The 26,605-nt window shown below is 28.9% G+C and carries 24 protein-coding genes and 1 riboswitch; all 24 genes read right to left on the bottom strand.

Translation table 11 applies throughout. The features are described from left to right. Positions 1–5: 5 nt before the first annotated feature. The 24 genes from flgC to fliW all read right to left on the bottom strand — a co-directional run bounded on the left by flgC (position 6) and on the right by fliW (position 26,513). Entirely contained in the window at positions 6–437 is a 432-nt protein-coding gene (flgC, locus tag B3630_RS02520) for a flagellar basal body rod protein FlgC (RefSeq protein WP_084178021.1), read from the bottom strand. A gap of 2 nt (positions 438–439) precedes the next feature. After that, positions 440–820, bottom strand: a complete 381-nt coding sequence (gene flgB / locus B3630_RS02525) for a flagellar basal body rod protein FlgB (RefSeq protein ID WP_346895257.1) — start codon at positions 818–820, stop codon at positions 440–442. A 411-nt stretch (positions 821–1,231) separates the two neighbouring features. Beyond that, positions 1,232–1,314, bottom strand: a riboswitch (cyclic di-GMP riboswitch). Between the two features lie 110 nt (positions 1,315–1,424). Beyond that, entirely contained in the window at positions 1,425–2,270 is an 846-nt protein-coding gene (locus B3630_RS02530; protein WP_346895259.1) for a flagellin, read from the bottom strand. 271 nt (positions 2,271–2,541) lie between these two features. Further along, on the bottom strand, positions 2,542–4,287 hold the full coding sequence (locus tag B3630_RS02535) for a methyl-accepting chemotaxis protein (protein ID WP_346895261.1): 1,746 nt from the start codon (positions 4,285–4,287) through the stop codon (positions 2,542–2,544). A 153-nt stretch (positions 4,288–4,440) separates the two neighbouring features. Continuing rightward, the gene (locus B3630_RS02540) at positions 4,441–5,265 is read right to left on the bottom strand and encodes an EFR1 family ferrodoxin (protein ID WP_346895263.1); all 825 of its coding nucleotides are present in this window, start codon (positions 5,263–5,265) and stop codon (positions 4,441–4,443) included. Positions 5,266–5,329: 64 nt separating this feature from the next. Next, positions 5,330–5,980: a hypothetical protein gene (locus B3630_RS02545; RefSeq protein WP_346895265.1), complete on the bottom strand. Its 651-nt coding sequence runs from the start codon at positions 5,978–5,980 to the stop codon at positions 5,330–5,332. A gap of 22 nt (positions 5,981–6,002) precedes the next feature. Continuing rightward, entirely contained in the window at positions 6,003–6,593 is a 591-nt protein-coding gene (gene rfbC, locus B3630_RS02550; RefSeq protein ID WP_346895267.1) for a dTDP-4-dehydrorhamnose 3,5-epimerase, read from the bottom strand. 22 nt (positions 6,594–6,615) lie between these two features. Beyond that, positions 6,616–7,497, bottom strand: a complete 882-nt coding sequence (gene rfbD, locus B3630_RS02555; protein WP_346895269.1) for a dTDP-4-dehydrorhamnose reductase — start codon at positions 7,495–7,497, stop codon at positions 6,616–6,618. 92 nt (positions 7,498–7,589) lie between these two features. Continuing rightward, positions 7,590–8,498, bottom strand: coding sequence for a glucose-1-phosphate thymidylyltransferase RfbA (gene rfbA, locus B3630_RS02560; protein ID WP_346895271.1), 909 nt, complete (start codon positions 8,496–8,498; stop codon positions 7,590–7,592). Between the two features lie 27 nt (positions 8,499–8,525). Then, positions 8,526–9,581 (bottom strand): dTDP-glucose 4,6-dehydratase, encoded by a 1,056-nt coding sequence (gene rfbB / locus B3630_RS02565; protein ID WP_346895273.1) that lies wholly within the window; start codon positions 9,579–9,581, stop codon positions 8,526–8,528. Between the two features lie 95 nt (positions 9,582–9,676). Further along, positions 9,677–10,774 (bottom strand): DegT/DnrJ/EryC1/StrS family aminotransferase, encoded by a 1,098-nt coding sequence (locus tag B3630_RS02570; RefSeq protein ID WP_346895275.1) that lies wholly within the window; start codon positions 10,772–10,774, stop codon positions 9,677–9,679. 15 nt (positions 10,775–10,789) lie between these two features. Beyond that, complete coding sequence (locus tag B3630_RS02575) at positions 10,790–11,266, bottom strand: GNAT family N-acetyltransferase (protein WP_346895277.1); 477 nt, start codon at positions 11,264–11,266, stop codon at positions 10,790–10,792. An 11-nt stretch (positions 11,267–11,277) separates the two neighbouring features. Continuing rightward, entirely contained in the window at positions 11,278–11,988 is a 711-nt protein-coding gene (locus B3630_RS02580; protein WP_346895279.1) for a WbqC family protein, read from the bottom strand. Positions 11,989–12,082: 94 nt separating this feature from the next. Next, positions 12,083–13,393, bottom strand: a complete 1,311-nt coding sequence (locus B3630_RS02585; protein WP_346895281.1) for a polysaccharide pyruvyl transferase family protein — start codon at positions 13,391–13,393, stop codon at positions 12,083–12,085. Positions 13,394–13,703: 310 nt separating this feature from the next. Next, positions 13,704–16,004 (bottom strand): glycosyltransferase, encoded by a 2,301-nt coding sequence (locus B3630_RS02590; protein ID WP_346895283.1) that lies wholly within the window; start codon positions 16,002–16,004, stop codon positions 13,704–13,706. Continuing rightward, positions 16,004–19,984, bottom strand: a complete 3,981-nt coding sequence (locus B3630_RS02595; RefSeq protein WP_346895285.1) for a glycosyltransferase — start codon at positions 19,982–19,984, stop codon at positions 16,004–16,006. Before B3630_RS02595 ends, B3630_RS02590 begins: the two co-directional genes overlap by 1 nt. A 35-nt stretch (positions 19,985–20,019) precedes the next feature. After that, complete coding sequence (fliB, locus tag B3630_RS02600; RefSeq protein WP_346895287.1) at positions 20,020–21,210, bottom strand: flagellin lysine-N-methylase; 1,191 nt, start codon at positions 21,208–21,210, stop codon at positions 20,020–20,022. A gap of 155 nt (positions 21,211–21,365) precedes the next feature. Beyond that, positions 21,366–22,199, bottom strand: coding sequence for a flagellin (locus tag B3630_RS02605; protein ID WP_346895289.1), 834 nt, complete (start codon positions 22,197–22,199; stop codon positions 21,366–21,368). Between the two features lie 239 nt (positions 22,200–22,438). Next, positions 22,439–22,777, bottom strand: a complete 339-nt coding sequence (locus B3630_RS02610) for a hypothetical protein (protein ID WP_346895291.1) — start codon at positions 22,775–22,777, stop codon at positions 22,439–22,441. 3 nt (positions 22,778–22,780) lie between these two features. After that, a complete protein-coding gene (fliD, locus tag B3630_RS02615) occupies positions 22,781–24,823 on the bottom strand; it encodes a flagellar filament capping protein FliD (RefSeq protein WP_346895293.1) in 2,043 nt (680 codons plus the stop codon). A 12-nt stretch (positions 24,824–24,835) separates the two neighbouring features. Further along, positions 24,836–25,225: a flagellar export chaperone FliS gene (fliS, locus tag B3630_RS02620; protein ID WP_346895295.1), complete on the bottom strand. Its 390-nt coding sequence runs from the start codon at positions 25,223–25,225 to the stop codon at positions 24,836–24,838. A gap of 15 nt (positions 25,226–25,240) precedes the next feature. Beyond that, positions 25,241–25,588, bottom strand: coding sequence for a flagellar protein FlaG (locus B3630_RS02625; protein WP_346885393.1), 348 nt, complete (start codon positions 25,586–25,588; stop codon positions 25,241–25,243). Between the two features lie 300 nt (positions 25,589–25,888). Continuing rightward, on the bottom strand, positions 25,889–26,104 hold the full coding sequence (gene csrA, locus B3630_RS02630; protein WP_346895297.1) for a carbon storage regulator CsrA: 216 nt from the start codon (positions 26,102–26,104) through the stop codon (positions 25,889–25,891). Positions 26,105–26,108: 4 nt separating this feature from the next. Beyond that, positions 26,109–26,513, bottom strand: coding sequence for a flagellar assembly protein FliW (gene fliW, locus B3630_RS02635; protein WP_346895299.1), 405 nt, complete (start codon positions 26,511–26,513; stop codon positions 26,109–26,111). Between the last annotated feature and the right edge of the window lie 92 nt (positions 26,514–26,605).

The raw sequence follows: 26,605 nt of genomic DNA on the forward strand, positions 1-26,605 counted from the left end.
ATCTTTTATTTACCTATTTCTAAAGTTTTTAAAAACATACTTTTTTGTGCATTCATTGCATTAACATTGGCTTCATAAGCTCTACTTGATGCTATTAACTCCACCATTTCATTGGAGATATTTACATTTGGCATAGTTACAAATCCTTCTTCATCCGCATCTGGATGACTTGGGTTATATACTTTAATAAGTTCTGATTCATCATCTACAATGCCAACTGCTTTAACCCCATTTAACTTGTCCTCTACTTTTCCATTACTTTTATTGTAGGCTTCCTTTAAGTTCTCTTGAAACATAGCAATTTTTCTCACATAAGGTTTCCCATCTTTTCCTCTAGTAGTTCCTGCATTAACAATATTAGAAGAGATAGTATCCATTCTTAATCTTTCTGCAGTAAGACCGCTAGCTGAAATTCTCATTCCTCTAAATGCTTCCACTTTTAGTTCCCTCCTTTTATAACTCTACTTGTACTATTTAGCTTTCCACTGGCAAATCTAACTAAAGACTCATACATCATAGTATTAGCAGCTTGACTTGTCATTTCCGTTTCAATATCTACATTATTTCCATCTTCTCGCATAGATGCACTGTCATCTCTTTTAACTTGTACATCTTTGCTTCCAATGCCTATATGTCTTTCATTTGTAGTTTTTAAATTACCATTAGCTGTTGACTCTTCCATAACCTGTTCAAAAGGAACATAATATCTCTTATAGTTTTTTATATTTACATTTGCAATATTATTAGCAATAACCTTATTAGCCTGAACAGTTACATTCATAGATTTTTTCAATAATCCATATACTTCATTTTGTGACATTTTATACCTCCATTTTCCACTAAAACATACTTGATGTTTATAAATTAGACATAAATACTTAAATCCCTTCTTTTTTTTGTTAGTTATACGATTTTTTATTTATTTTATACACTTTAAACTTACTTTAAATAGAAATAAATCTACAAAATTCATCATTAGTAAAAAATATCATGGTAAATATTGAATGATAGTTATATGTTATTTTATGTAAAATATTCATTGTAAAACACAAAAATGAGTAATTGTTTATAATTCAGTATATTTTACAAAATAATTTGTATTTTTTTGTAATAAATTGTAAAATTTATATAATAAAAAGCTACTCAAAAAGAGTAGCTTTTAATTACAACAAGGTTAAAATAAAAATATTATTTACTTCTATAATACCTAAAACAAAAAGTATACTTACTCTTTGGCAACTGGCTGGCATACCCTTAGGCTTAGCCCCTATAGCTTTGCGTCACTAACTTTCGTCAATTTTGCCTATTTAATTTTTTCACATATCTGCATTATATACTATATTTTTCTTCCATTCAACCTTTTAAACGTAAATTATTTACTTTTTACTTAAAATTCCTTATTTACTACATGAAATTTCTTTTCTCTACCTATTAGGATATGCATTGCTCAATATTTGTAGAATATCCTGTGGAAATTCATTGCTTTGAGCCATCATAGCCATACCTGATTCCACTAAAATTGAATTTTTAGCATATTCAACCATTTCTAACGCTATATCAGTACCAGTAATTTCACCTTCTGCTCCTTCTATCTTACCTACTATTTCACTGGTATAATCCGCAGTCGACTCCATTCTATTACTTAGAGCTCCATACTTTCCTCTTCCAGAATTTAGTTTATCTATAGCATCATCTAATCGTTCTAACCCATCATTTATATTCTCTACACTTATTTTGTTACTACCATCAGCATTCACCAGTCCTAATCCAGTGGATGTAAAATTATATGTTGGCAGTTTAGTTATATAATCACTAGTTGCTCCAATAAGTAGATCCACTGTATCACCCGGATTATTTTTATCAGCTAACAGTTTTACACCATTCATTTCCGTATTATTTGCAGTATAAGTTATATGCTCTAGGTTCTGATCTATTTCATTTTGAATAACTGCTCTATCTTCCAGTGTAGTTGTTCCTCCAGCTTGAACCATAAGTTCTCTAGCCCTTTGCAATGATTCACTTATACTCTGCATACCACCATCCATGGTTTGCATAAGACTCACACTATCTTGAATATTTCTAGTGGCCATTTGAAGACCTCTAATCTCTAACTTCAACTTATCACTCTTAGCCTTAGCATTAGGATCATCTCTATAGGTCTGTATCTTATTACCTGAACTAATACTACCATAAGCCTTAGACTGAGCTACTAAATTTTTAGTATAGCTATTAAATATCCTCATAGCGGACATATTTCTACTTAATCTCATTATCTCACTCCTTACACAAAAATTACCATGGGGTCAGACCCCAAGGAAAAAAATCCCTTGGGGTCTGACCCCGTGGAATAAAGTCCCATTTATTCAAACTATGTTTACTTTAAATTCATTTTACTTATCGTTACTTTTTATTAATAACTTTATGATTAGCGAAAAGCATTAACAGCTATTTTTAACCATTAATACTTTTCCATTCTTTCACAAGTGTCTGTCAACAAATTTAATTGAAAAAATTTCCACGGGGTCTGACCCCGTGGAATAATTATACTGTAAATTTATTGATAATACTTTGTAGTTCATCTATAATATTTACCAATCCTTCACTACTATTAGCTATTTCTTCGATACTTGCTGATTGTTCTTCTATAGCTGCTGAAGCTTCCTCAGTTCCTGCTGCATTTTCTTCTGCTATAGCCGATAAATTTTGCATTAAGTCTACAAGCTTTTCTTTATTTTCATTCATTTTTTCTGACGATTCATTAAGCTTATCTATAACATTATTAGTTATCTCTATAGAGTTTGATATACTATGAAATTTTTCTTCAGTTTTTTCTACACTTTCAGATTGGGAATCAATTATTCCTTTTACTTCTTTCATTCTATTTACTGCATTTTCAGATTTTAATTTCAACTCCTCTATTACAGTTTTAATTTCTCCTGTAAAATTATTAGATTCTTCAGCAAGTTTTCTTATCTCTTCCGCTACTACAGAAAAGCCTCTTCCATGCTCACCTGCCCTTGCTGCTTCAATAGCTGCATTCAAAGCAAGTAGGTTTGTTTGTTCTGATATAGATTGAATCATTGTACTTGCCTTTTCTATCTTTTCTGCACTTTCGTTATTACTTATTATAATTTCATGCACCTGCTTAGAGGCATTGTTACTTTCTCTCGTTTTTAATACCAAATCTTTTAGTATAATAAAGCCTTCTTCTTTTTCCTTTTCTATATCCTTTGCTGCGGTATTTAATTCCTCTGTATATTCTTTATTCTCTTCTAGTAAACTACCCATTTCTTCTACACTTAAAGCCGCTTCCCCTGTATCTTGAGCTTGGCTACTTGCTCCACTAGCTATATTTTCTATAGTTCTTGATATTTCTTCAGAAGCTATGGATGATTGCTCCGCTGTTGCTGTTAGTTCCTGTGAAGTTGCTATTACCTTCTCTGCACCTTCTGAAGTTTTTATAACAAAGCCTCTTACATTGTCCTCCATAACCTTCAGAGAATTTGCCATTATACCTATTTCATTTTTCCTTTTCATATAATTTAATGTTTCATCTTTTTCATTAAACTTAAAATCTAAATTTGACTGTTTTTTTATAGTATTAGTTAACGCAACTATAGGTTTTGTAATTGATGCTCCTAAGCTATAGCTTATTGCAACAGATATAAGTAGTCCAATAACTATTACTATAACTACTGATTTTATGGTAGATAATACCCCTTCATTATATATATCCAAAATTGATTCTACAGATTTCCCAACATAATAAATACCAATAACTTCATTATTATCCCCCAAAATAGGCACATACTTTGTCATATACTTTTCACCTAAAATATCAGCTTCTCCAAAGTATTCATTACCCTTTGAAATCTCTTCATAGGCTTTACCATTAGCATCCAATTTTGTTCCAATAATTCGTTCCCCTTTATCATCTCTAATTGTAGTCAAAACTCTTACGTAATCATCACCAGACTTAGCAAATACAGTAGCAAGTATATCCATACCTTCTGCTAATTTGTCAATATACTCATAGTCACCATCAATTGGCTTACCATTAGAATCTATAAGTTTCCTATCATCATTAAGACTTAATGTACCAAACTGTTCCTTAAGATAAATTTCTAGCATACTATAACCAGAACCTATTGTTTGCTCAAATTGTTTGTTTATAATATTTTTAGTAACACTAAATGACTTAAAAAGTCCCATAAACATCATAGATAACGAAATAATTATAATAATAGTAAGAGTAATAGTAGTTATTTTCCATTTTAAGCTTTTCATAAATTTAATCTCCTCTGTCACAAAATTTAGCAATATATAATTAAAATTATTAATATTATCGATATTTATTATAATAACTTTATGGTTTTTTATAAACTTTATGACACATAAAAAGCATTAACAGCTATTATTAGCCATTAATGCTTTTTACAATTATCTTTCCCAAAATAATTCTGGTTCTTTTCTATGTATAAAATTAATTTCTAATTCTTCTTTATGTTTTAAATATTCCATATCATCAAAATACTTTGCCTCTACAGGACATTTTTTAATACATGCACAACATTTGATGCAAATTCCATTAACTTTAGTCACATCTTCAAAGTCAATAGATCCCATGGGACAAACACTAGCACAAAGTTTACAATCTATACAACTATCCTTAGTTTTTGGCTTAACCTTTCTTATATCAATAGGCTCTCCCTTTTCATCCCTTGGCATATAATAATTTCTATAAGTCTTTTGTCCTTTGATTAATAGAACCTGTCCATCTTCTCCAGTAGCAATTTTACTATATATTTCATCAGCAAAATCCCTAACTATGTCCATATCCTTTTCATCAGGTCTATTCTTAGCCAAGGTTTTAGAAAAAGAATGTTGTCCTATAAATGCAGCCCCTGCAATAACCCTAAAGCCATCTAGTTCTAATATATTCCTTAACTCTATAAAAGCATCATCATAATTTCTATTTCCATAAACCACTACTGCAACAGCCAACGCACCATTACCTTTAATAGAATTTAAATACTTTAAAAGCACATTAGGTACTCGTCCTGCATAAACTGGAACTCCCACAATAACAATATCATCCTTTGAAAAAGATACAGATTTCTCCCTTATCTTTGGTAATGTAAAATCAATATTATTTATGTTTCCTTTTATGTTCATAGCTTCTGAAAGTCCTTTTGTTATACCAGATACTACTTTCTTAGTTGTATCTGTAGCACTAAAATATAATGTATTTAGTTTATAATGCAAATTTATCACCTCTTATCCAATACTGTAATAAATACCCTTGAGTATATTTTTCCTTCATAAAAACTTAATCATTTTTTGAATCAATCACGGGCATGAGCCCTATGAATCTGGCTAATGATATAATTGTCATTATAACACCTGATATTATCTGTAAAAATACTATACCTGATAATTTAGAATAAAATTCTCCCACTATTTCTTGTATTCCACTACTATCAAAAGTCGCTATACAAAGTATATTTGAACGAACATATTCTCCCCAAGTAGCATCTAATAAATTCCCACTTAACTGAATTAAAGCTATTATAATAGCAGCATACCAAAACATAACTTCAACATAGTTATGCAACAATAAGATAACCATTCTCGTAGGTGATTTTATCTCGTATTTTTTGCCTCTTTTTTCTGCACGATACGGATCAAAAAATAATACATTTAATTGGTATATAATAATCTCAAATACCCTTAATATTGCATAACCTATTATAATATATAAAAACCACTTTACTTTATTTCCTAAATAATATCCTATTAAAGTTGTAGTAATAGCTAATAATAAATTCCCTAAAACCCATCTTTCCACAAAAATATGTATATTATCATTTTTCTTTTTTCTTATAAAAGAAAATATAGATATTTTACTTAAAAAGCTAAATATATTAGCCCAAAATTCTATAATGAACCCATCTTCCTTAATTATATTATCCTTCATCATTTTCAACCTTTATATAACCCTTCTAAACTCGAATTTTCATGTCACTTTGTTTTATATTTTTACAATCTTTTTTATCATTTAATAACTTCCAGTTTATATCCTTTTCAGATATAATTACTTCATCTATTCCTTCCATTGGCCATTCTATACCTATTTCAGCGTCATCCCATGCTATGCCACCCTCATCTTCTGGATGATAAAAATCAGTACATTTGTAGCAAAATTCCGCTTCATCTGATAAAACTAAAAATCCATGCGCAAAACCTTCTGGTATATAGAATTGTTTTTTATTTTTTTCATTTAAAATAACTCCCACCCATTTTCCAAAGGTTTTTGAGTGTTTTCTTATGTCCACTGCTACATCAAATACTTCCCCTTTTATAACTCTAACAAGTTTTCCTTGAGGATGAATCTTTTGAAAGTGAAGCCCACGAAGAACTCCTTTTCTGGAACTCGATTGATTATCTTGAACAAATACCATATCAAGACCTGCCGCTTTAAAATCATTGTAATTATATGTTTCCATGAAATATCCTCTATTATCTCCGAAAACTCCTGTTTCTACTATATATACACCTTCTATTTCTGTTTTTATGAAATTGAACTTTCCCATTCTAAACCTCCATATACCACTATTATGAGTTCAGCTTTTCAATAAAGCTCATTAATGCTTCCTGCCAATGACGCATTTCATCTTCTGAAATTGCACGAAGCATCATATTATCAAGAGATGAATAAGCAGGTCTTTTTGCTGCTCTGTTGATTTTATCAGAGGTTATAGGACTTACTGTGCACTCTATACCACTATACTCTATAATTTTACAAGCAAAATCATACCATGAACATTCACCATTACCAGTACAGTGATAAATACCATACTCATCAGTTAAAATAATTTTTAATATATGATGAGCAAGATCTTCTGCATAAGTCGGATTACCTATTTGATCTTCAACTACATCAAGATGTCCTTTTTCTTTAGCAGCTTTCATTATGGTATGAACAAAGTTTTTACCCCATTGTCCATAAAGCCATGCTGTTCTTACTATAAAATAGCGGTTACAGTTTTCTCTTACATACTGTTCTCCCATAAGTTTTGTCTTTCCATAAACACTTACAGGATGAGGAATGTCATATTCCTTAAATGGAACAATACCTTCTCCATTAAATACATAATCAGTAGATACATGAAGAAGTTTAGCATCATATTTTTCACAAGCTATAGCTAGGTTTCTTGGTCCTATAGTATTCACTTTAAAGGCTATATCTCTTTCACTTTCACAGCCATCTACATTAGTAAATGCTGCACAGTTTATTACTACATCAGGTTTAAATGACGTAATGAAGGATATAACTTCATTGTAATTTGTTATATCTAATTCATCATAATCTATGAATTTACATTGACAATTTTTAAACCTTCCATCAAGTTCTCCAATATCGGAGCTATTTTTCTCTATAATGTATTTAAGCTGACATCCAAGCTGACCTTTTCCTCCAGTTACTAGAAGTTTCATATTTACCTCCATAAAATTAAAGTCATGATATTGTAATATTAAAACTCCATCATGACTTATATGATTATTATTTAACTGATTTTTTTAATTCTTTAACTCTCCATTGTAGCAGCAACTTCTTTTAATGCTTCTTCATTCATATTAGTAAGTTGTAGAAGATACTGTCCATACTCTGTTTTATTCATAGAATTAGCAATCTTACGTAATTGTTCTCTATCTATAAAACCTTTTCTATAAGCAATTTCTTCAATACATGCTATAAAAAGGCCTTGTCTTGTTTGTACTGCCTCTACAAAATTTGAAGCATTTAAAAGTCCTGATGCAGTTCCCGTATCAAGCCAAGCCATACCTCTTCCAAAGAGCTCAACCTTTAAATTACCTCTTTTTAAATACTCATTATTTACTGCAGTAATCTCAAGCTCCCCACGCTTTGAAGGTTTTAAATTCTTTGCAATCTCAATTACATCATTATCATAGAAATATAAACCTGGAACAGCATAGTTAGATTTTGGTTTTATTGGCTTTTCTTCTATGGAAACAACGTTAAAGCTTTTGTCAAATTCCACTACGCCAAAATCTCCCGGGTTACTTACATGATAACCAAATATAGTAGCACCTTCTTTTCTTTCCACTGCATTTTTCAATCTTTGTGTAAACCCATAACCATAGAATATATTATCTCCAAGTACAAGAGCAACATTATCATCGTTTATAAATCTTTCACCTACTATAAAAGCATCCGCAAGCCCTCTTGGTTTATCTTGAATTTCATATTGAATATTAAGACCAATCTCACTACCATCTCCAAACAACTCTTTAAAGGTTTCAATATCTCTTGGTGTGGATATTATAAGAATATCTTTAATGCCAGCAAGCATTAAAACCGAAAGCGGATAATAAATCATTGGTTTATCATATATAGGAATAATTTGCTTGGAAATAGCCTTTGTCATAGGATAAAGTCTTGTGCCAGAACCTCCGGCAAGTATAATTCCCTTCATTACTAAGTACACCCCCTTTAAATTTTGTTATTTATCTTCATACATTTTTTTATAGTACCTTTGATATTCACCAGAAGTGATACTATTCATCCACTCTTTATTATCAATATACCACTTAATCGTCATCTTAATTCCATCTTCAAATTTAGTTTCAGGATACCACCCAAGCTCTTCTTTAATTTTAGTTGGGTCAATACCATATCGTTTATCGTGACCTTTTCTATCTGTTACGTAAGTGATTAAACTTTCATCTATTGTAGAATCTACATTTTCACGAAGGTAGGATATTATTGTCTTTATAATATGTATATTAGTTCTTTCATTATGACCACCGATATTATAAACTTCACCTAATTTCCCGTTGTTATTTACCATATCGATAGCCTTACAATGATCTTCTACATAAAGCCAATCACGGATATTAAGTCCATCACCATACACCGGAAGAGGCTTCTTACTCAAACAATTATTTATAATAAGAGGAATAAGCTTTTCTGGAAACTGATATGCACCATAATTATTTGAACAACGAGTAATATTAATTGGCATTTTATATGTATCATAATAAGCCTTTACTAATAAATCTGCTCCAGTCTTGCTTGAAGAATATGGGCTATGAGGGTCAAGAGGTGTTGTCTCCATAAAAAATCCTGTTTCTCCTAAAGAACCATAAACCTCATCTGTAGAAACCTGAAGATATTTCTTACCTTCTTTAAATTTACCATTTACTTCCCAAGATTTTTTAGCTGCATTTAAGAGTACTGAAGTACCTAAAACATTAGTTTGAACAAATATTTCGGGCTCAGTTATACTTCTATCTACATGAGATTCTGCAGCAAAATTTACCACATAATCTATATCATAGTTCTCAAATAATCTTCCCACAAGATCTTTATCACAAATATCTCCTTGTATAAAGCTATAATTAGCATTATTCTCTACATTTTTTAAATTCTCAAGATTACCAGCATAGGTAAGCTTGTCCAAACATATTATCTTAATGTCATTATATTTTTTTAATATATAATGAATGAAATTCGAACCGATAAAACCAGCTCCACCAGTAACTAAATAAGTTTTCATAATTGTACCTCCACAATTAAAGTTTAAATGTTTATAATCTATGTTTTTATAATATGTTCTATCAATTCTTTACAAATAATGAGTAGGTTTTTAAATTAATTATTCAAAATAATATCGCAAATTCTATCTACATCTTGTAAATCTAAATCAGAATAAAGAGGAAGACATAAAATTCTATCTGAGATATATTTCGCAATAGGAGTTTTTTCATCATCAAATCTTCCTTCATAACACTTAAAACTGCTAGTAAGTGGATAAAAATATTTACGTGGGAAAATACCTCTAACTTTTAATTTTTCAAATACTTCATCACGATTTAGCTTATATCCATCAAATACTACTGGGAAATACGCATAATTTTTTTTGACTCCTAGTTGAGTCTTACATAACTTAATTCCATGAACATCACTTAATCTTTCTATGTACCTTTCTACTACTTTTCTTCTTTTTTCTATTTCCACATCTATATGTCGAAGGTTACAAATACCCATAGCAGCTTGAAATTCATTCATTTTAGCATTTCCACCAATATATTCAACAGATTCTAATCCTGTAATACCAAAATTTTTTATATCATATAATACTCTAGATAACTTTTCATCCTTATAAGTCACTGCTCCACCTTCAATAGTATTAAATACTTTTGTAGCATGGAAGCTAAACACAGAGGCATCTCCAAAATTGGCAACACCAACTTCATTCACCGTTATCCCAAAGGCATGTGCAGCATCATAAATAACCTTTAAGTTATACTTATTAGCTATCCTTTGAATTTCTTTCACATTGCAAATATTCCCGTAAACATGAACAGGAATAATAGCAGAAGTTTTATCTGTTATTAAACCTTCTAACTTGCTTACATCTATAGTATAGTCATAATCATTTATATCACAGAATACTGGTTCTAATCCATTTCTTACTATTGCATGAGTCGTAGATGCAAATGTAAAAGGGGTCGTAATAACTTCTCCTGTAAGGTTTAACGCAGATATTGCGCATTCTAACGCTAAATGGCCATTGGTAAAAAGTGTTATATTCTGATTATTTAAGTATTTTAATAGTGCAGCTTCTAATCGTTTATGTTTTATACCCATATTAGTCAGCCAATGGCTTTCCCATATATCCTTAATTTCTTCTACGTACTCCTCAAAATATGGCATTGAGGACTGAGTTACTAGAATTGGTTTATTCATAATTTATTTACACCTCTATTTTAATTTCTTCATCATATATATTGATTGTGAAGAGGCATTCCCTGAAAAATAAAATCCATGTTTTTGATAAAATTTTATACCTTTAATATTGTAGTTAAAAACTTCTAATTTCACATATGTCATACCTTTATTTTTTGAAATTTTAATACATAAATCCAATAAACTTTTACCAACACTTCTATCTTGTGATTTTTCATTTACCCCTATCTGTGTTAAATAAGCTATATTATCATTTGTATCATTGGCATAAAAAGCTACAAAACCAATGAATTCATTTTCTTTAATTGCAACAAAAACCAAAGCATTTTTATATAGCTTTTCTGCATACTCATTTAAATCTATTAGTCTTTCTGATAACGACGGTTTAAATACTTTATCAAAATCATGAACCACCTTACGTATTTCAATAATATTATTAACTTGCAAAATTACATATTTTTTACTATAACTTTTATTAATATCTATAGACATATGTATCTCCTCTATAATAACTCATAATCATCCAACATATTATTTATCTTTGTTGGTTCATTAAACATCATAACATCAATAATAGATAATCCAGCCTCAAATTCTTGTCTCCTCTGTGAATATTGTGAAATATTAATCTTTAAAAAACTTATCATAATTCCTTCTTTTTCATATTTTTCACGATTAAAGAATTCTAATCCGCCTTCTGGATTCATATATTCTTCAACATTTTCTAATGTCTTACAAATGTTAAGAGCCCACTCATCTGGAGCATTAGGTTTTTCAATTTTTAAATCCGTTTCAGAAAAAACACTAATATCTATATTTATATTTATATATTCACAAACTTTTTTTATAATATTCTCATTTAATTTCACAATACTTGGTGTTTCAATATCAAGAGCTTTTCTAATCACATCAACTGTTTCACTATAAAAAGGAGCTCGTTTTTTATAATGCTCTAATTGGCGGAGTATTTTATCTCTCCAATCAATTTCATTATTTATTAATATATCTTTGATTTTAGTATTTCTACTATGCTTAATTAAAGGTATAGCCACATATTGCCATCCATTGCTTGGTTTTAATATTCTATTTCTTTCAATCCACCCATGTTTAATAAATTGAACGTTGTCAAATAAAATGAATTTGTCAGTCTGCTTTATCAAACTAAAGTATCCCAAATACGGGAAAAAATATGGTTGCATTATTGCAATTTTCAATTTATAACACTCTTTTCTCTATTCTTACAAAATTGTTTTATAAGCTATTATTTATAATAAATTTAGTAAAAGCAAAACTTTAATATTATCCATTTTATTTATCATTAATTAAAGTTTTTAACACATCAAATCCTTGTATTGCCATGCCTTTTACTTTTGGTATTTGCTTTTTCAAATGAGACTGAATTGATTTCCGATCAGTAAAACACATATTAACCTTATCTATCATATCTCGTGCAACAGGATTAGCTACATAATCCTGTAGTCCCGCTATTAATGAAAATCCTAAAGTTTTTCCACTATTTTCTCCTTTTTCATATGTAACAAATACAGTTGGAATATATTGTGAAACTGCAGCAACTGAAGCATGTACCCTACCAGTTACAAGCATATCAAATTTTCCAATAATATATTTTGTTTCAGCTGGAATATAAGCATTTTCTATACATATAACATCATCCATATTTTTTACTTTACCACGACTTTTAACTACTTGTTGTAGCTGTTTTACCACATCATAGTCTCTACCATGTTTAAACTTAAAATTTGGTGGCAAATCAAAGCCATTACTATGTGACATGAGAACAATTCTAGCTCCTAAATTATTTACAATATGCTCAATAACAATAGCAAATTCATAGTACTCTTCATCTTCACGAGGCCACTTATCATAAGGAGGTCTGATATTAAATCCACATACAATCATACCTACTGTTGGTTTTTCATATCCTATAATTTTTTCTTTTTTCAATATTTGAACCATTTCGTTATCACTAAACGGTTCAAATAAATATGATGGGCATGGTATTTCTTGTGCCTTATCAATATTAAATCCTAAATCTTTAAGCCTCAAAGTTGTTTCGTGTTCTCGTATAGTAACTAAATCAAAGTTTTCAAAAACAGTTTTTGCTAATTTATTTGTTTTTTTATCATTAAATGGTCCTGCAGAAACTGCATATAGAACTGTATGTTTATTTAATAATTGAGCAGTACGTATTTTTAGTAAATTAACCACCATCCTATCTTTTCCTACCGCATCAGCTTTATCTCCCCACATTTCTCCACTAATATCGATAACCATATCACTAGACATTACTTGTTCAATATAAGGTGTACTATCTACTAGCTCTCCTGTTTCACTAAAAATTTGAGAAATCGCGTAATCTTTCAAAGCATTATTAACATCATTATCCGACCATTCATAGTAAATATTCATTGGAAGACACTTTACATTTTCTCTTTTAGAAAATTCTTTAGTCATTTGAAATGTTGTAACTATCTCCGCATCGGGAAATACACGATGAAGTTCTCTAAAGAATGGCTCTACTATATAATAATTACCTATATTTCCATACTCAAGTCTCCCCCAATGTAATGTACATAAACCTGTTACTAATATTTTCATTTTATACATTCCTCCTAATATAGCTCTGTATTTTCAATTTTAAGTATTCTTTTATCTATGATAAAAGCTAAAACTAACCTCATGTAAAGTATATTCATTGGAAGCATTGATTTATAATTACCACGCTTCCATTTTTCACAAAACCGAAATCTCATTAGATGTAATCAAATAATTCTATCTTTATAAAATTTTCTATTAATTAGTTTTTAGTTAATAATACTAGATAATATAGTTTATAACTACAACTTTCTAAAATTTTATTGTACTAAAAAATATATATTGGTGTTTCTAATTTCTCTTCTATTTAATATTACTTACTTAGTAATATTAAATCTTCTCTATGATTAACCCCATATATTTTACACTCATTTCTCGTAAATAATTCATCATTTTTTATAATATCTAAAGAGAATCCAACATTTTTCAATCTTTCAAAAAAATCAAGACCATATACCCTTATATGATCTGATTGTCCATATAATTTGCTTCTAAGCTCATCTGTATTTATATTTTTGTCCTCAAAGGATTTATATATTTCAGGAGAATACGGTGTTTGTAAAACTGCATAACCTCCTTTTCTTAAAACTCTATACAATTCTTTCATCGCTTTTAAGTCATTTGGAATGTGCTCTAAAACATGATTACAAATAATAAAATCAAATTCTTCTTCCTTAATCTGTATATTAGTAATATCCATTTTTGTTACTAAGTTATTAGTAGGATATAAATCTCCGCATACGTAACTTTTAGTATCTAAATTAAGTATAATTTGTTGTATATTCTTTTCTGGAGCAATATGAAGAACATTCTTATTTAATATAAATCTGTTCCATATATTCAGTATATCAAAATATCTTACAAGATGTCTCTCTCTGTCATGACAATAGCAAATAGGACATAAGAAATTGTCAGTATCGCTTCCTATAGAATTAAACTTGCTTGTGAAACTTGATTTATGTTTTTTATACTGATAAGGCAAAAATCTTTCAACTTTATTATTACAAACAGGACATTTATAATAATGTTCAACCTCTTTATAGATTATTTCTTTAATAGCGTCACTATAGGTACTTGATAATTGACTTTTATAATCTGCATCTACATATTTTTCTTTAACAAACTTATTTAATACCGGTATAAATGTTGTTAGCCACTTATTTATTACTATTTTATATTCTTCTAAATTCGTAATAATACCAGTCTCATAACTATGCTTAATTAATTCATACCATGCAATAACTCCTTGAATATATACTTCCGGTTTTTGGGAGTTCTGTTTAGAATGTATTCTAAAATAACTTAAAGGTTCAGATATATACGCAATATCTCCATACTGTAATAGCGTAAACCAATTAGCAACATCTCCTATGTTTTTAAAACGTACTCCATTAAAATAGTTTAATTGTACTTCATCAATATAGCACTTCCTAAATAAAACTGTTGTTGGTTCTCCTATAAAGTTCAATAAATTTTTTATAACTAATCTACAAAACTCATATCCACTATGAATCGTATCATTTTCAAATAGTTTCAAGAATGGCCCATTTCCTAGCATTTCATTACCATTTTCATCAATTAATTGACGTACCGATGTCACCAAGGTAATCGTAGGATTACCTAAAAGATACATCATCATTTTCTCAATTTTTCTATTATGAAATACATCATCATGATTTAAAAAATTAACATATTCTCCTTTACATCTTTTTAAGCAGTTTATATGATTTATATAACCATAATCTATTTCTTCCCGTTCATTTTTAAAATACGTTATATTTTTATACTTTTTTAGATAAGGAATTATAAACTTAGCAACTTCATCAGTACTGCTATCATCACCTATAATTATTTCAATATTAGGATACGTTTGATTAATAGCACTCTCTAATGCTTCTTTCAGATACTTAGTTTGATTATATGCAGGTATAAGAATACTTACTAAAGGGAAAATATCTTTTGAATATTGCTCCAAAAATAACTGTTTATAATGCTCATACTTATTCTTAACATTTACAATACCACAATCATGAATTACCCAAGGCTCTTTTGAATATGGAATAACTGTTTTATATCCTGCTTTTCTAAACTCTACACTTTGGGCAGTATCATAAAAATACCATCCGTCAAAAATATCCTCTCTCCAAGGAACATCATATTGAGTTATCATTATCAATCCATCTATAGTACTAACTTTCTCATAATTATTTTTTACTTCATTAAATGTATCTACTTCCATAATACCAGTTTTATTTGTGCATATTTTACCATATATCATATCTGATTCATAAAAGTTACAACTTCCTGATAACATTTTTGTTCCTATCATACCAATTAAACCAATATTATTATCACTAAAAAAAACATCTAGCATGTCCTGTATAAAATTATTATTTATTATAAATATATCTTCATGTAAATATACTTTGTATTTAGCATCAGATATTTTCATTGCTTCGTTATATGATTTTGCAACAGACTGTACCTCTGTAATGTTAATACTTTCTATTTCATATCCTTGTGGTACATTTAAACTGTTTATATACAATAAACTCTCACTATAGATTTCTAAATCCGTTACACAGGTAATAAAGCAAATTTTTTTTTCATCCATTATTTGGCCTCCATTATTTGAATTTTTAATTCTTTAACTAGTGGTTCGTATTCTTTAACCTGATTCAGAAACTTCAAAGCTTCTTCTTTTTTATTGGCTATAGTAAGTGCTTGTACATAATTATATAAATTATTTGGATTTGAAAAGTTTATATCACAAGCAACCCCAAATAAATCTATAGCAATATTAAATAATTCCACTTTAAGTAATGCTGCTGCAACAATTTGAACAACATCTTCTTTTTTTATAATATCTTTTATAATAACAAATATAATATCTATTTCATTTATCTTTCCTTTTAATATATCTCCTACAATTATATTCATAGAATTATCTATATCATTAAAATACTCAATTCTTCTTAATAAAAATTTTAATTTTATATAGTCTTTCTTTGTATTATATCTATTAAATATCTCTACTATTCTATATGTTACTCCAATAAGGTTTCTATAATCCTCTTGATTTACTTTTATATCTTCTAACTGTTTAAATACCTTTATAGCATACCTTAAATAGTATTTTATCGCTTTCTTAAGGTCACCTTTTTTCTGTATAAATCCTTTTTTATATCCTGAAATTATTTCATGTCCATAATCAATTGTTCCCAATACTTTCATTTTTATAGATTGCAACTGCTGACCACTATGAATTCTAAAATAACTTAATGGTTCAGCAATATATACTGCCTTACCAGTAGATAATAAATTTAGCCATGTAGCAATATCTACATTACACCCATATTTTCTACCATCAAAAGTTCCAAACTCTTCAGTTAAGTCAGCTTTTCTAAAAAGAACAGTTGTAGGTTCACCAATACAGTTATAATTAAGTTTAACCATAAAATCTCCTAGTGCTGTTCCATTTATAATGGTATCATTTTCAAATAAACACTTATTAATATCTTGATCTTCTAGTAGTAGCCCATTATCATCAATTAGCTTCCTGTATGATGTAACCAATTTTATTTCATTATTTAAATCTTTTAGGTAATAATACATCATTTTTTCAATCTTTGTTCTTTCAAACAAATCATCATCCATCAAATAATTAATATATTCTCCCTTAGCTAGATTAAATAATTTTATATCATTATTAAATTGTCCAAGATTATTTTCATTTTTATAATATCTTATATTGCTATATTGTTTTAAATATTCTTGAATCATATTTTCGACATCCACAGTAGTACTATCATCACATATTATAATTTCAATATTTCTATATGTCTGATTTAAAACACTTTCTAAAGCGATCTTCAGATATTCTGGACGATTATATGCTGGAATAAGGACACTTACTAGTGGGGAATTAGACTTCAATCTCAACATCTGTTTATTTAAAACTAGTAAGTTTTGTCCGTTTACTTTTATTGTTTTAAAATTAAAATTTAATTTCTTTAAAGTATATTCTAGTTGTTTTTTCAAGTTTACATTTTCTTCAAAATTAATTGGGATAGAAATAAAAATACACCCAGTTTCTTTTATATACATTTTTGCAGTTAAAAGACATTCTTCTATACTATTAAAATAAGTATCAAACTTTGTTATAATAATATAGTCAAAATAATTTTCTACATACGATTTAAAGTTTTCAATACCACCGAATTTAATATTATTCTGATGAATATTATGGACTACAACGTCTTTACAACATTCTATTCCATAAAGATTAGAACTTGGAACCTCACTCTTTATTTTTAATAATGTAGCTCCTCCAGCACATCCAATATGAAGTATATTTGCATTTGACTGTGCTTCACTTATAATAATATCTGCAGCCTCTTTCTCCATATCTACAATATGATATGGATCAAAGCCCCACTTTTCAAAAAACTTTTTTCTATTTCTAATAAGCAACTCGCTAAACTCTTTAGATATTTTTTCAAAGGACGCACTTCCAAAATGATGAATAAAACTATTTTTACAAAGCATTAACTTGTATCCAGCTTTTCTCATTCTCAATGAATAATCATCATCCTCAAAATTTCCTGGAGTAAATATTTCATCTAGTAATCCTACTTTATCTATAACTTCCTTTTTAATTAACATACAGTATCCAATCAAGCGTAGTCTTTCTTCCCATTTTTTAGGTTCACTGTAATTATACTTTTCAGCAAATTCAATCATCTCTTCTACACTAGCATAGCTAATTGGTATACTTTGATAGTTAGGGCAAGAGTTCGTAACAGGACCAACAGCCCCTATGTACTCCGAACTATATAAACACTCCTTTAGGTTTTCAAGCCAGCCTGGAGCAACTATTGTGTCATTATTTAGTAATAAAATTTCTTCTCCATTGGCTATATTTATTCCTTGATTACAGCCTTTAGGAAATCCAAGATTTTCTTTATTATAAATAACCTTTATATCTTTCTGTTCTTTTAACCACTCTACAGTACCATCTTTTGAATTATTGTCTACCACTATGATTTCATAGTTATTATTTTTAGTATACTTTCTTATACTCTCGATACAAATCTTGTTATAATCTAAATTATTATATGTCAATATTATAATACTAGTTTTAAAAGCATTAATTTTAATACTATTTATATGTCCTCTTAATTCCTGTTCCATTTTCTCAGATTCACTTAATAATAATGCTTTTGTATAAAAATCTACTGCTAATTGATTCTGACCCTTGATTTCATACAAATATCCCATGTTATGTAATATATCAAAATTTTTATAATTAATTTCTAAAGAATATTTTAATGTCCTTTCTGCATCTTCTAATCTATTTTCCATAATTTCTACTACTGACTTCATTGAATATAACTCTATGTCTTTATTGGTAGCATTAAAAGCTTCTTCTAGTAACTTTTTTGCCTCTACTAAATTATTATCTTCAATACACCTTTGAATATTATTTTTCACTTCATTTATATTTTTAGAGTCCATTTGTGAATTTTCTATACCCTCTTTTTTCTTATCTATCATTTTCTCAATCCTTTTCTTCGCAAGTAAATACTCTCCACATCCCTGATAAAATCCAAGTGCTTCTTCTTTAAACCCTAGAGTTTCATAAATAACTCCTATATTGTAATTAGGTTGATATGAGTTTATACCTTCTATCTTGCCTTCCTTTTCCCCAATACATTTCTCGAAATACTCAACAGCTTCTTGAAATTTTCCATTGTTCATATATATTAATCCCATTATAAAATTGTAATCAGGAGAATCTCCATAGTAATTTTTATACTCGTCTAATTTCATTGCTTCTGTATACTTTTCACATTTTAACAAAGCATATCCATAGCTTTCTATCAAATCTTCAGTGTATTCGAACCTAAAATCTGTACATAACTCAACTGATTTTGAAAAGCTCTCATAGGCTTTGCTATAATCTTTTTTTCTATAATAAGATTTACCTATCTGATAGTATAAGTAGGGGTCATTAGGATTGCTTTTTATAGCATTAATTAGCAAATTTATATTTCTCTCTAATTTATTTGTCCCATCAATAACCTCATTTAAATATCCAATATGATCAGCTTCTATATCAATAGACTTCATACTATATTGACTTCCATCTTTTGATGCCACCTGTTCATGAATTGTTCCTTGATAATGAAAGTATTTCTTATTAAATAATCTATTTACTCTTTCGATATACCTTTTTATTTCTTTTCCATCTTCAAAGGGATTAATTCTCTTTATTCTACCTACAACTTTACTGTTGATCTGAATAAATTTTTCAACTTTTTCTTTATCAAATTTATATATAACCTCATCTGCATCTAAAATTAAAACCCAATCATTTGATGCCTTAGAAATTGAAAAGTTTCTAGCTTTTGAAAAATCGTTACACCATTTAAAATCAAATACTTTACTTGTATACTTCTTTGCAATTTTCTTAGTATCATCTGTAGAGCCTGTATCTACTATAACTATATCTTCTACATATTCAGCTATATTATTAAGACATTTTTCTAAATTGTTTTCTTCATTTTTCACAATCATGCATAAACTTAACATAATGAATCTCCCTAATATTATTGTATAGCTTACCTTTATCTAACTAATATAGTTAAATAGGCTAAACTATCATAGCCTTCTTTCTTTAAATCTTTATATAAGCATTCCATAAAAATATTATTATGCTCCGTAACCCTACTAAATGAATATAATACATCTATAATATCGTCTTTATTCAATACTCCATTATTTTTAATCCATTTTGCTAACAATAACATTTTTATTGTACTGTAACTTAATGTTAATATTAATATGTTTTTATTTAAATCTTTACTACCTAAAGCCTTTATATAGTTATTATACAAACTATATACAATATAATTTTCAAAAATATACTCATATTCTTTAAAGTAAATATTAAATTCATTTTCCTTTTTCTCTAATATTAAAGAAGCCTTTTCATTATCTTTAAATATTAGGTTAAAGTTTTTTAGTATTTCATTAAATACTATATTATTTTCTCCTATATTCACTCTTCTTTGAAGTAATACATTAATAAATGCTATTTTTACTGTATTAACCCTTTCTATATTATCTAAAGAAGTTATAACTTCAAGACTTGTTATTGTATTTTTTAACTCTTCAATGGTATTTTCTAATTGATTATATTTCGATTCATTAATTAATTGTTGAAGCTGTTCTCCTATTATTTTTATAAATACGAGTCTCTTCCATATATCTATTTCTCTAAATTGTGCAACTTCAATAGATAAATCGCGGCCTTTCCATAATAAATTGTATAAATCATTATTATATTTAATATCTTGAATAAATTGTTTTTCTGTATCACTTAACTCTTCATTTTCCACGTTAAAAGAAAAAGCTTCATTTGACTCCACAAATATTCTTGTCACCTCTGGACAAGATAAATTCAATGTTTTTTCAAAAAAATTACCAAACTTATGAATAATTCTAGGATACTGTTTACAGGTATTGCATAAATATTTTTCCCCTAAATTTATATATATATCACAAAGACTTTTATCATTTAAGAATTCACATCTTTCATCTCTTAAGTTCATTTCACCATAGTGTAAATAAGTTTCATTATTTCTATTTCTACTTATCCCACGGTTTAGTATTTTACTAAATCTCCCTTTTACTTTTTTATAATTCATATAACTTTTTTTATCTATATAAACTTTCCATCCTATACAACAACTATCTTTACATTGAGTACCTATACATTTAAACTCATCATAATAAAATGGTTTTAAAACATTCATTATTATTATCCTCCGTAAATCTTTTCTCCCTTAATTATCGATATTTTCCCTAAAAACTTTAGAAACTTGAATACTACATACAATCATGTATTTTTGTAAAATAAAAAAGCCAGAATGAAAATTCTGGCTTTTTATTAACTCCACAAGCTTTTCAACTATCTTAATAATTGAAGAACTCCTTGTGGTTGTTGGTTAGCTTGAGCAAGCATTGCTTGAGAAGCTTGTTGTAATATGTTGTTTTTAGAGAAGCTCATCATTTCTTTTGCCATATCAACATCTCTAACTCTTGATTCTGCTGCTGTTAAGTTTTCTGAAGCATTATCTAAGTTTTTAATAGTGTGCTCTAATCTATTTTGGTAAGCACCTAATGTTGATCTTCCAGTTGATACTGATGTAATTTGAGTATTAATTGTTTCTACTAAAGCTGTAGCAGTAGCATGATCTACAACATTAGTTGCAGCTAAGCTTCCAACAGCTGTGTTTATAGCTGTTAAATCGATACCTGCTGTGTCAAATTTCAATTCCATTTTTTGACCTTTGTTAGCACCAACTTGGATATTTACAGTTTTAGCTGAACCATCTAAGATGTTTTGTTCGTTGAATTGAGTATTATCTTTGATTCTAGTTACTTCTTTACCAAGTTCAGTTAACTCTACACCGATAGCAGTTCTATCAGCAGTAACGTTAGTATCGTTTGATGCTTGTACAGCTAGTTCTCTCATTCTTTGAAGAATAGCTTGAGTTTCTTGTAATGCACCTTCTGCAGTTTGAATCATTGATATACCATCTGCTGAGTTTCTAGAAGCTTGCTCTAAACCTCTAATTTGTCCTCTCATTTTTTCAGATATAGAAAGTCCTGCAGCGTCATCTCCAGCTCTGTTTATTCTTAAGCCTGAAGATAATTTCTCCATAGATTTTCCTGTACCATTGTTATTGATTGCCATGTTTCTGTGTGCATTTAATGCGTTCATGTTGTGATTAATTATCATTTTATATTCCTCCTTGATTTTAACGGACATCCTTGTCCTATTTTTTTATTTAGAAATATTACCTAAGGTAATAGTTTTCCCTATATAGAGTTTTGCTTAAGCCTTATAATTTATTAATCGGATTGATTATATATAACTTTATACCTTTTTAATATTTTCTATAAATATTTTCTATAAATATTTTTAATTTATATTCTTCAATCCCTATATTAATTTTATCGAAGATTATAAGTTTTACTTTATACTTCTTTATTAATAAAATTAATATTTTTAAAATTAACACCATAAGTTTTAATAGCATTACGATTTTTCTTCAAATTAAAAATTTCTTCTTTTATTTTATTTTTTTCATCACTAAGCAATTTAAAAGCCTGATCTTCTAATGCTATTAAATCTATTTCCTTAGAAATTTCCTTAAGTTTATTTTTATCAAAAGACATAGTTTTTAATTCATTTAAAAGATTTTCTCTTTTATTTAAAAGTTCCTCTCCATGAAGTTCATATTCTTTCTTTTCCATAGCTTCAATGAACTCTTTAGTAGTATCTTTATATTCCAATAATAAATTTCTTAACTCCATAGTCTATGACATCCCTAATTGAGACATTAGATTGCTCTGTTGAGAGTTTAATTTATTCATCATACTTTCAATTGTTGCCCATTTTGAGTATAACTGTTGTTCTCTTCTTATAAAGTCTTTCTCCATATCTTCCATTTTTCTTTCATATTTTCCTATGGATTTTGTTAACTCATTGTTACTTATAGAAGCCGACCCCTCTATACCAGCTTTTTTTATTAATGATGAAGAAACAGTAACAGTTTCATTATAAAGTATGGATTTTAGTCTTTGAGCAACTCCTGTTCTATTATATTTCTCTTGATCAGACATTCCTTCCACTTCAGGAGGAATACTTGTGAAAAATTTCATTATTTCTTCTGAATTATTTTCTAAAGTTTCTGTAAGTTTTGTCTCATCTATAGTAAAAGTTCCATTTTTACTTCCTTGATAATCTGCCACTGGTTTAATGCCAAATTTCTCTAAGTTTCCATCAACACCGCTCACAAGGCCTCTCATGGCACTCTTCATTGCATTTGCTATTCTTGATACATCAGAATCTTTATATAGTTGTCCTTGTTTAACTTTTTCATCCCATAGTTTTATTTCACTTTCAGACAATTCCTTCTTTTGTTCGTCTGTCAAAGGCATATAATTCTTATTTCTTTTTTCTGTTGTTAAAGTGTTAAGCTGTTCCATAAGCTTATTATAATCATTAATAAAGTTGATAACCTTGTCTTTTACTGCTGTAACATCATTTTTGCCATTTACACTTATACCGTCTGCTGGTATTTCACCTGTGAATTTAAAAGTCATTCCATCTAAAATAACAGTATTAGAAGTACCGCTATGAGTATACACTCCACCTTTATCATCTTTTACTACTATTTCAGCATCTATTCCTTGTGAAGGCATTTTTATACCAGCTGAAGATGTGTCTAATATGCCAGTATCAACTTTACCAGCTTCACCTGCTATCTTAGAGGTTAATGTAATGTTATTATCGGCACCTATTACTGCTGTTACAGTTACATTTTGCTCTTTTAATAAATTATTTAAATACTCTTCCTCTTTACCAGATTGAGCTTGTGAAAAATCAACCTTAAAAGCTTTACCATTAATTGAAATTGTTTTACCATCTATTAAATTTTTATCCAATACATTAGTAGTATAAGTAGCATCTATTCCGCTAGTAAAAATCCCAGTATTACCACTTATTTTGATATCAGGATCTTCAACTTTACTTCCTAATACTGTGCTACTAAAAGTAATATTGCCACTGTCATCAATTTCCGCAGTTAACTTTTTATCTTTCAATTTACTCTGTAATAATTTCTCTATATCATCATTAACATTTTCAGGTGTAATATCAATAGTTACTATTTCACCATTTATATTTATTTCACCATTAGCATCTTTTAAATCTTGAACTGTAAAACCAGTTACAGTTGCAGCTGTTGCATTTATCCCACCTACTATAGTTCCTACTGATGAACTTGTCCCACCTATAGTAAAGGTGCTATCCTTACCTAAAACTGTAGATTCAAAGATAAATCCACTTTGATTTCCAGCTTCTGTTCCTGCAAAATCACTATACCTAACAGATACATTTATTCCTGCTGCTTTTAATTCTTTATTTAAGTTTTCAGCCCTTGCTTTTGCTGTATCACCTTGTAGCGTAAATTCTTTTCCATTTATCGCAATGCTATTACCTACATCTAGCCCCTCTGTCACTATTGCTTTAGCTGCTGTGGCTGTATTTCCTGTTACTGTATAATTTCCTGGTTTTACATCACTACCACCAGTTACGGTTAACACATTTTCATTGGATGATTGAAATTTTACTGTTGACCAGTTCTTACTAAAAAGCAAACTATCTGTTTTCGCAACATCAAAATACTTATTGTAAAGTTCTCTAGATTCCTTAATTACATCCCTATAAAGTTGTTGTTTTATCTCCAGTATATCCTTTTGTTGTTTTTGTTGCTGAATTTTAATTCTATAGGGACTCATAGTATCTTTAATTATTTGATCTATATCCATCCCTGTAGCAAGTCCTGTAATTCTCATGTTTATTCCTCCTTACCTTTTTCCCTTTGAAGCTTCATATGCCTCTTGCCATGTGTCCCTTACTTCTTCTATAAGTGGCATAACTTCATCTATAATTATTACATCCTTTTTAATGTTTGCCTGGAAAAGTCTTTCTTTTATAAACTCATATATTTTATACATATTTACAGCCCACTCACCAGCATTTTGATCTAAAGTAATCATAAGTTCTGTGAATATATCCTGAGTCTTTACTAGATTTTCATGACTTCTAACAATGTCTTTATCTAAGATAGCTTGTCTAGCCATTTTAGCAAATTTTACAGCTCCATCTAAAAGCATTAAAAGTAACTGCTCCTTAGAAGCATAATTTACACTATTATTTTTGTATGCGTTATATGCATTAGCACCTGCATTATACATTTTATCTCCTCCAGTTTAGGCCTTTTTGTCTACAAGTATCCCCACCATTTCACACATTTTAGCAACCATGTCTAGAATTTTTTTTGGTGGTACTTCAAGTAATACATCCTTTGTTTTATTATCTATTATTTTTATCATTATTTGGTTAAATTTATCATGTACCTCATACTCTGCATGGATATCTTCGTCTTCCATAAATTTATTAAGTTTATCAACTGCCTTATGAATCTCTTCTAATTTATAATTTTGATTTTTATCTATAGCTTCCTGTGTCGTTGCATTATTTTGTGATATAGGTTGAACTTCTCTTGCTGGAGTTACACCTTCCATGGTTCTTCCAACATTAACTCTACTAACTTCCATATTAATTCCCCCAAATTATAATATTTTATAATAAATGTTTCTGTAAATTATATTAATTATCTTCCCTGATTTTTATATATAAACAGAGTTCTTAGCTTCTATGAAGCCTTAGAAATCTTTATCCAGGGACGTAGCAGCTCTTTACTCCCACTTCAAATAAGATGGAGTATTAGAGCTGGTAGTCATCGGATAAACCTCTCAACCCCGCACTATGACAACAACTAGGTAACTATTTAACTAGTTATATAGTCATATAGTTAAAAGTGTTAATATTTAACTATTTGGGGGTTATGTATAAGATTATTTTTTTATTTTAGGTAATAGCTCCATGTTTATTTTAGAAGCATTGATGTTTTCTTCTCCTACTTCTTTATAAAGTTCACTTCTTAATATTTTAACTTCCTTAGGTGCATTGATAGATACCTTAACAGAGTTATCGTCAATTTTAACTATAGTTATCTCTACATCGTCTCCAATTTTAATTCCTTCACCTGGTTTTCTTGTTAACACTAGCATACTATCACTCCTTTATTAAGGGATGTTTAATGCTATAGTTTTCCCTGTCTAGAATCATTTGATACCCTAGGTTATTTTTCAAATTTATTATAATAGGAGCCTTTAAATTAGTAGTTATCTTCTTAACATCACTATTAAGAGTAACCGTATTTAAAATCAAAACATCTTCAGGAGCTTCTATCTTAAGAGAATTTATAACAGCCTCCGTTAACTTAACTTCATAATCCAATTTGAAATCAAAGGGAACTATAGTAACAAAGCCAATATTCTCATCCTCTGTAGACTTAAGGGTCTTAAAAGGCTCTGACCCTTCTATCTCCTCAAGAACAAAAGTTTTTAAACTCTCAAACCCCGGCAACCCATTATTAAAGGTAATAACATTCTTATCTTTTTTCTCTGCGGTCATCATAACACCTCTATCTTTATTAATTACTGCCTATCTACTATCAACTTTTACATGACTTTGTTTTATTTAAAAATTCTTTGTAGTGACAAGGATAA

The organism is Clostridium sp. UBA7503, from assembly GCF_002477055.1.
In the GTDB taxonomy this organism is placed as follows: domain Bacteria; phylum Bacillota; class Clostridia; order Clostridiales; family Clostridiaceae; genus Clostridium_J; species Clostridium_J sulfidigenes.

Coding starts and splice junctions, on each gene's coding strand:
- B3630_RS02575 (WP_346895277.1), bottom strand. CDS start 11,266: ATGTCTATAGATATTAATAAAAGTTATAGTAAAAAATATGTAATTTTG.
- fliS (WP_346895295.1), bottom strand. CDS start 25,225: ATGTATAATGCAGGTGCTAATGCATATAACGCATACAAAAATAATAGT.
- csrA (WP_346895297.1), bottom strand. CDS start 26,104: ATGCTAGTGTTAACAAGAAAACCAGGTGAAGGAATTAAAATTGGAGAC.
- rfbA (WP_346895271.1), bottom strand. CDS start 8,498: ATGAAGGGAATTATACTTGCCGGAGGTTCTGGCACAAGACTTTATCCT.
- rfbC (WP_346895267.1), bottom strand. CDS start 6,593: ATGGGAAAGTTCAATTTCATAAAAACAGAAATAGAAGGTGTATATATA.
- fliW (WP_346895299.1), bottom strand. CDS start 26,513: ATGATGACCGCAGAGAAAAAAGATAAGAATGTTATTACCTTTAATAAT.
- rfbB (WP_346895273.1), bottom strand. CDS start 9,581: ATGAAAACTTATTTAGTTACTGGTGGAGCTGGTTTTATCGGTTCGAAT.
- B3630_RS02610 (WP_346895291.1), bottom strand. CDS start 22,777: ATGGAGTTAAGAAATTTATTATTGGAATATAAAGATACTACTAAAGAG.
- B3630_RS02595 (WP_346895285.1), bottom strand. CDS start 19,984: ATGTTAAGTTTATGCATGATTGTGAAAAATGAAGAAAACAATTTAGAA.
- flgB (WP_346895257.1), bottom strand. CDS start 820: ATGTCACAAAATGAAGTATATGGATTATTGAAAAAATCTATGAATGTA.
- B3630_RS02625 (WP_346885393.1), bottom strand. CDS start 25,588: ATGGAAGTTAGTAGAGTTAATGTTGGAAGAACCATGGAAGGTGTAACT.
- B3630_RS02585 (WP_346895281.1), bottom strand. CDS start 13,393: ATGAAAATATTAGTAACAGGTTTATGTACATTACATTGGGGGAGACTT.
- fliD (WP_346895293.1), bottom strand. CDS start 24,823: ATGAGAATTACAGGACTTGCTACAGGGATGGATATAGATCAAATAATT.
- B3630_RS02530 (WP_346895259.1), bottom strand. CDS start 2,270: ATGAGATTAAGTAGAAATATGTCCGCTATGAGGATATTTAATAGCTAT.
- rfbD (WP_346895269.1), bottom strand. CDS start 7,497: ATGAAACTTCTAGTAACTGGAGGAAAAGGTCAGCTTGGATGTCAGCTT.
- B3630_RS02605 (WP_346895289.1), bottom strand. CDS start 22,199: ATGATAATTAATCACAACATGAACGCATTAAATGCACACAGAAACATG.
- B3630_RS02590 (WP_346895283.1), bottom strand. CDS start 16,004: ATGGATGAAAAAAAAATTTGCTTTATTACCTGTGTAACGGATTTAGAA.
- fliB (WP_346895287.1), bottom strand. CDS start 21,210: ATGAATGTTTTAAAACCATTTTATTATGATGAGTTTAAATGTATAGGT.
- B3630_RS02570 (WP_346895275.1), bottom strand. CDS start 10,774: ATGAATAAACCAATTCTAGTAACTCAGTCCTCAATGCCATATTTTGAG.
- B3630_RS02535 (WP_346895261.1), bottom strand. CDS start 4,287: ATGAAAAGCTTAAAATGGAAAATAACTACTATTACTCTTACTATTATT.
- B3630_RS02545 (WP_346895265.1), bottom strand. CDS start 5,980: ATGATGAAGGATAATATAATTAAGGAAGATGGGTTCATTATAGAATTT.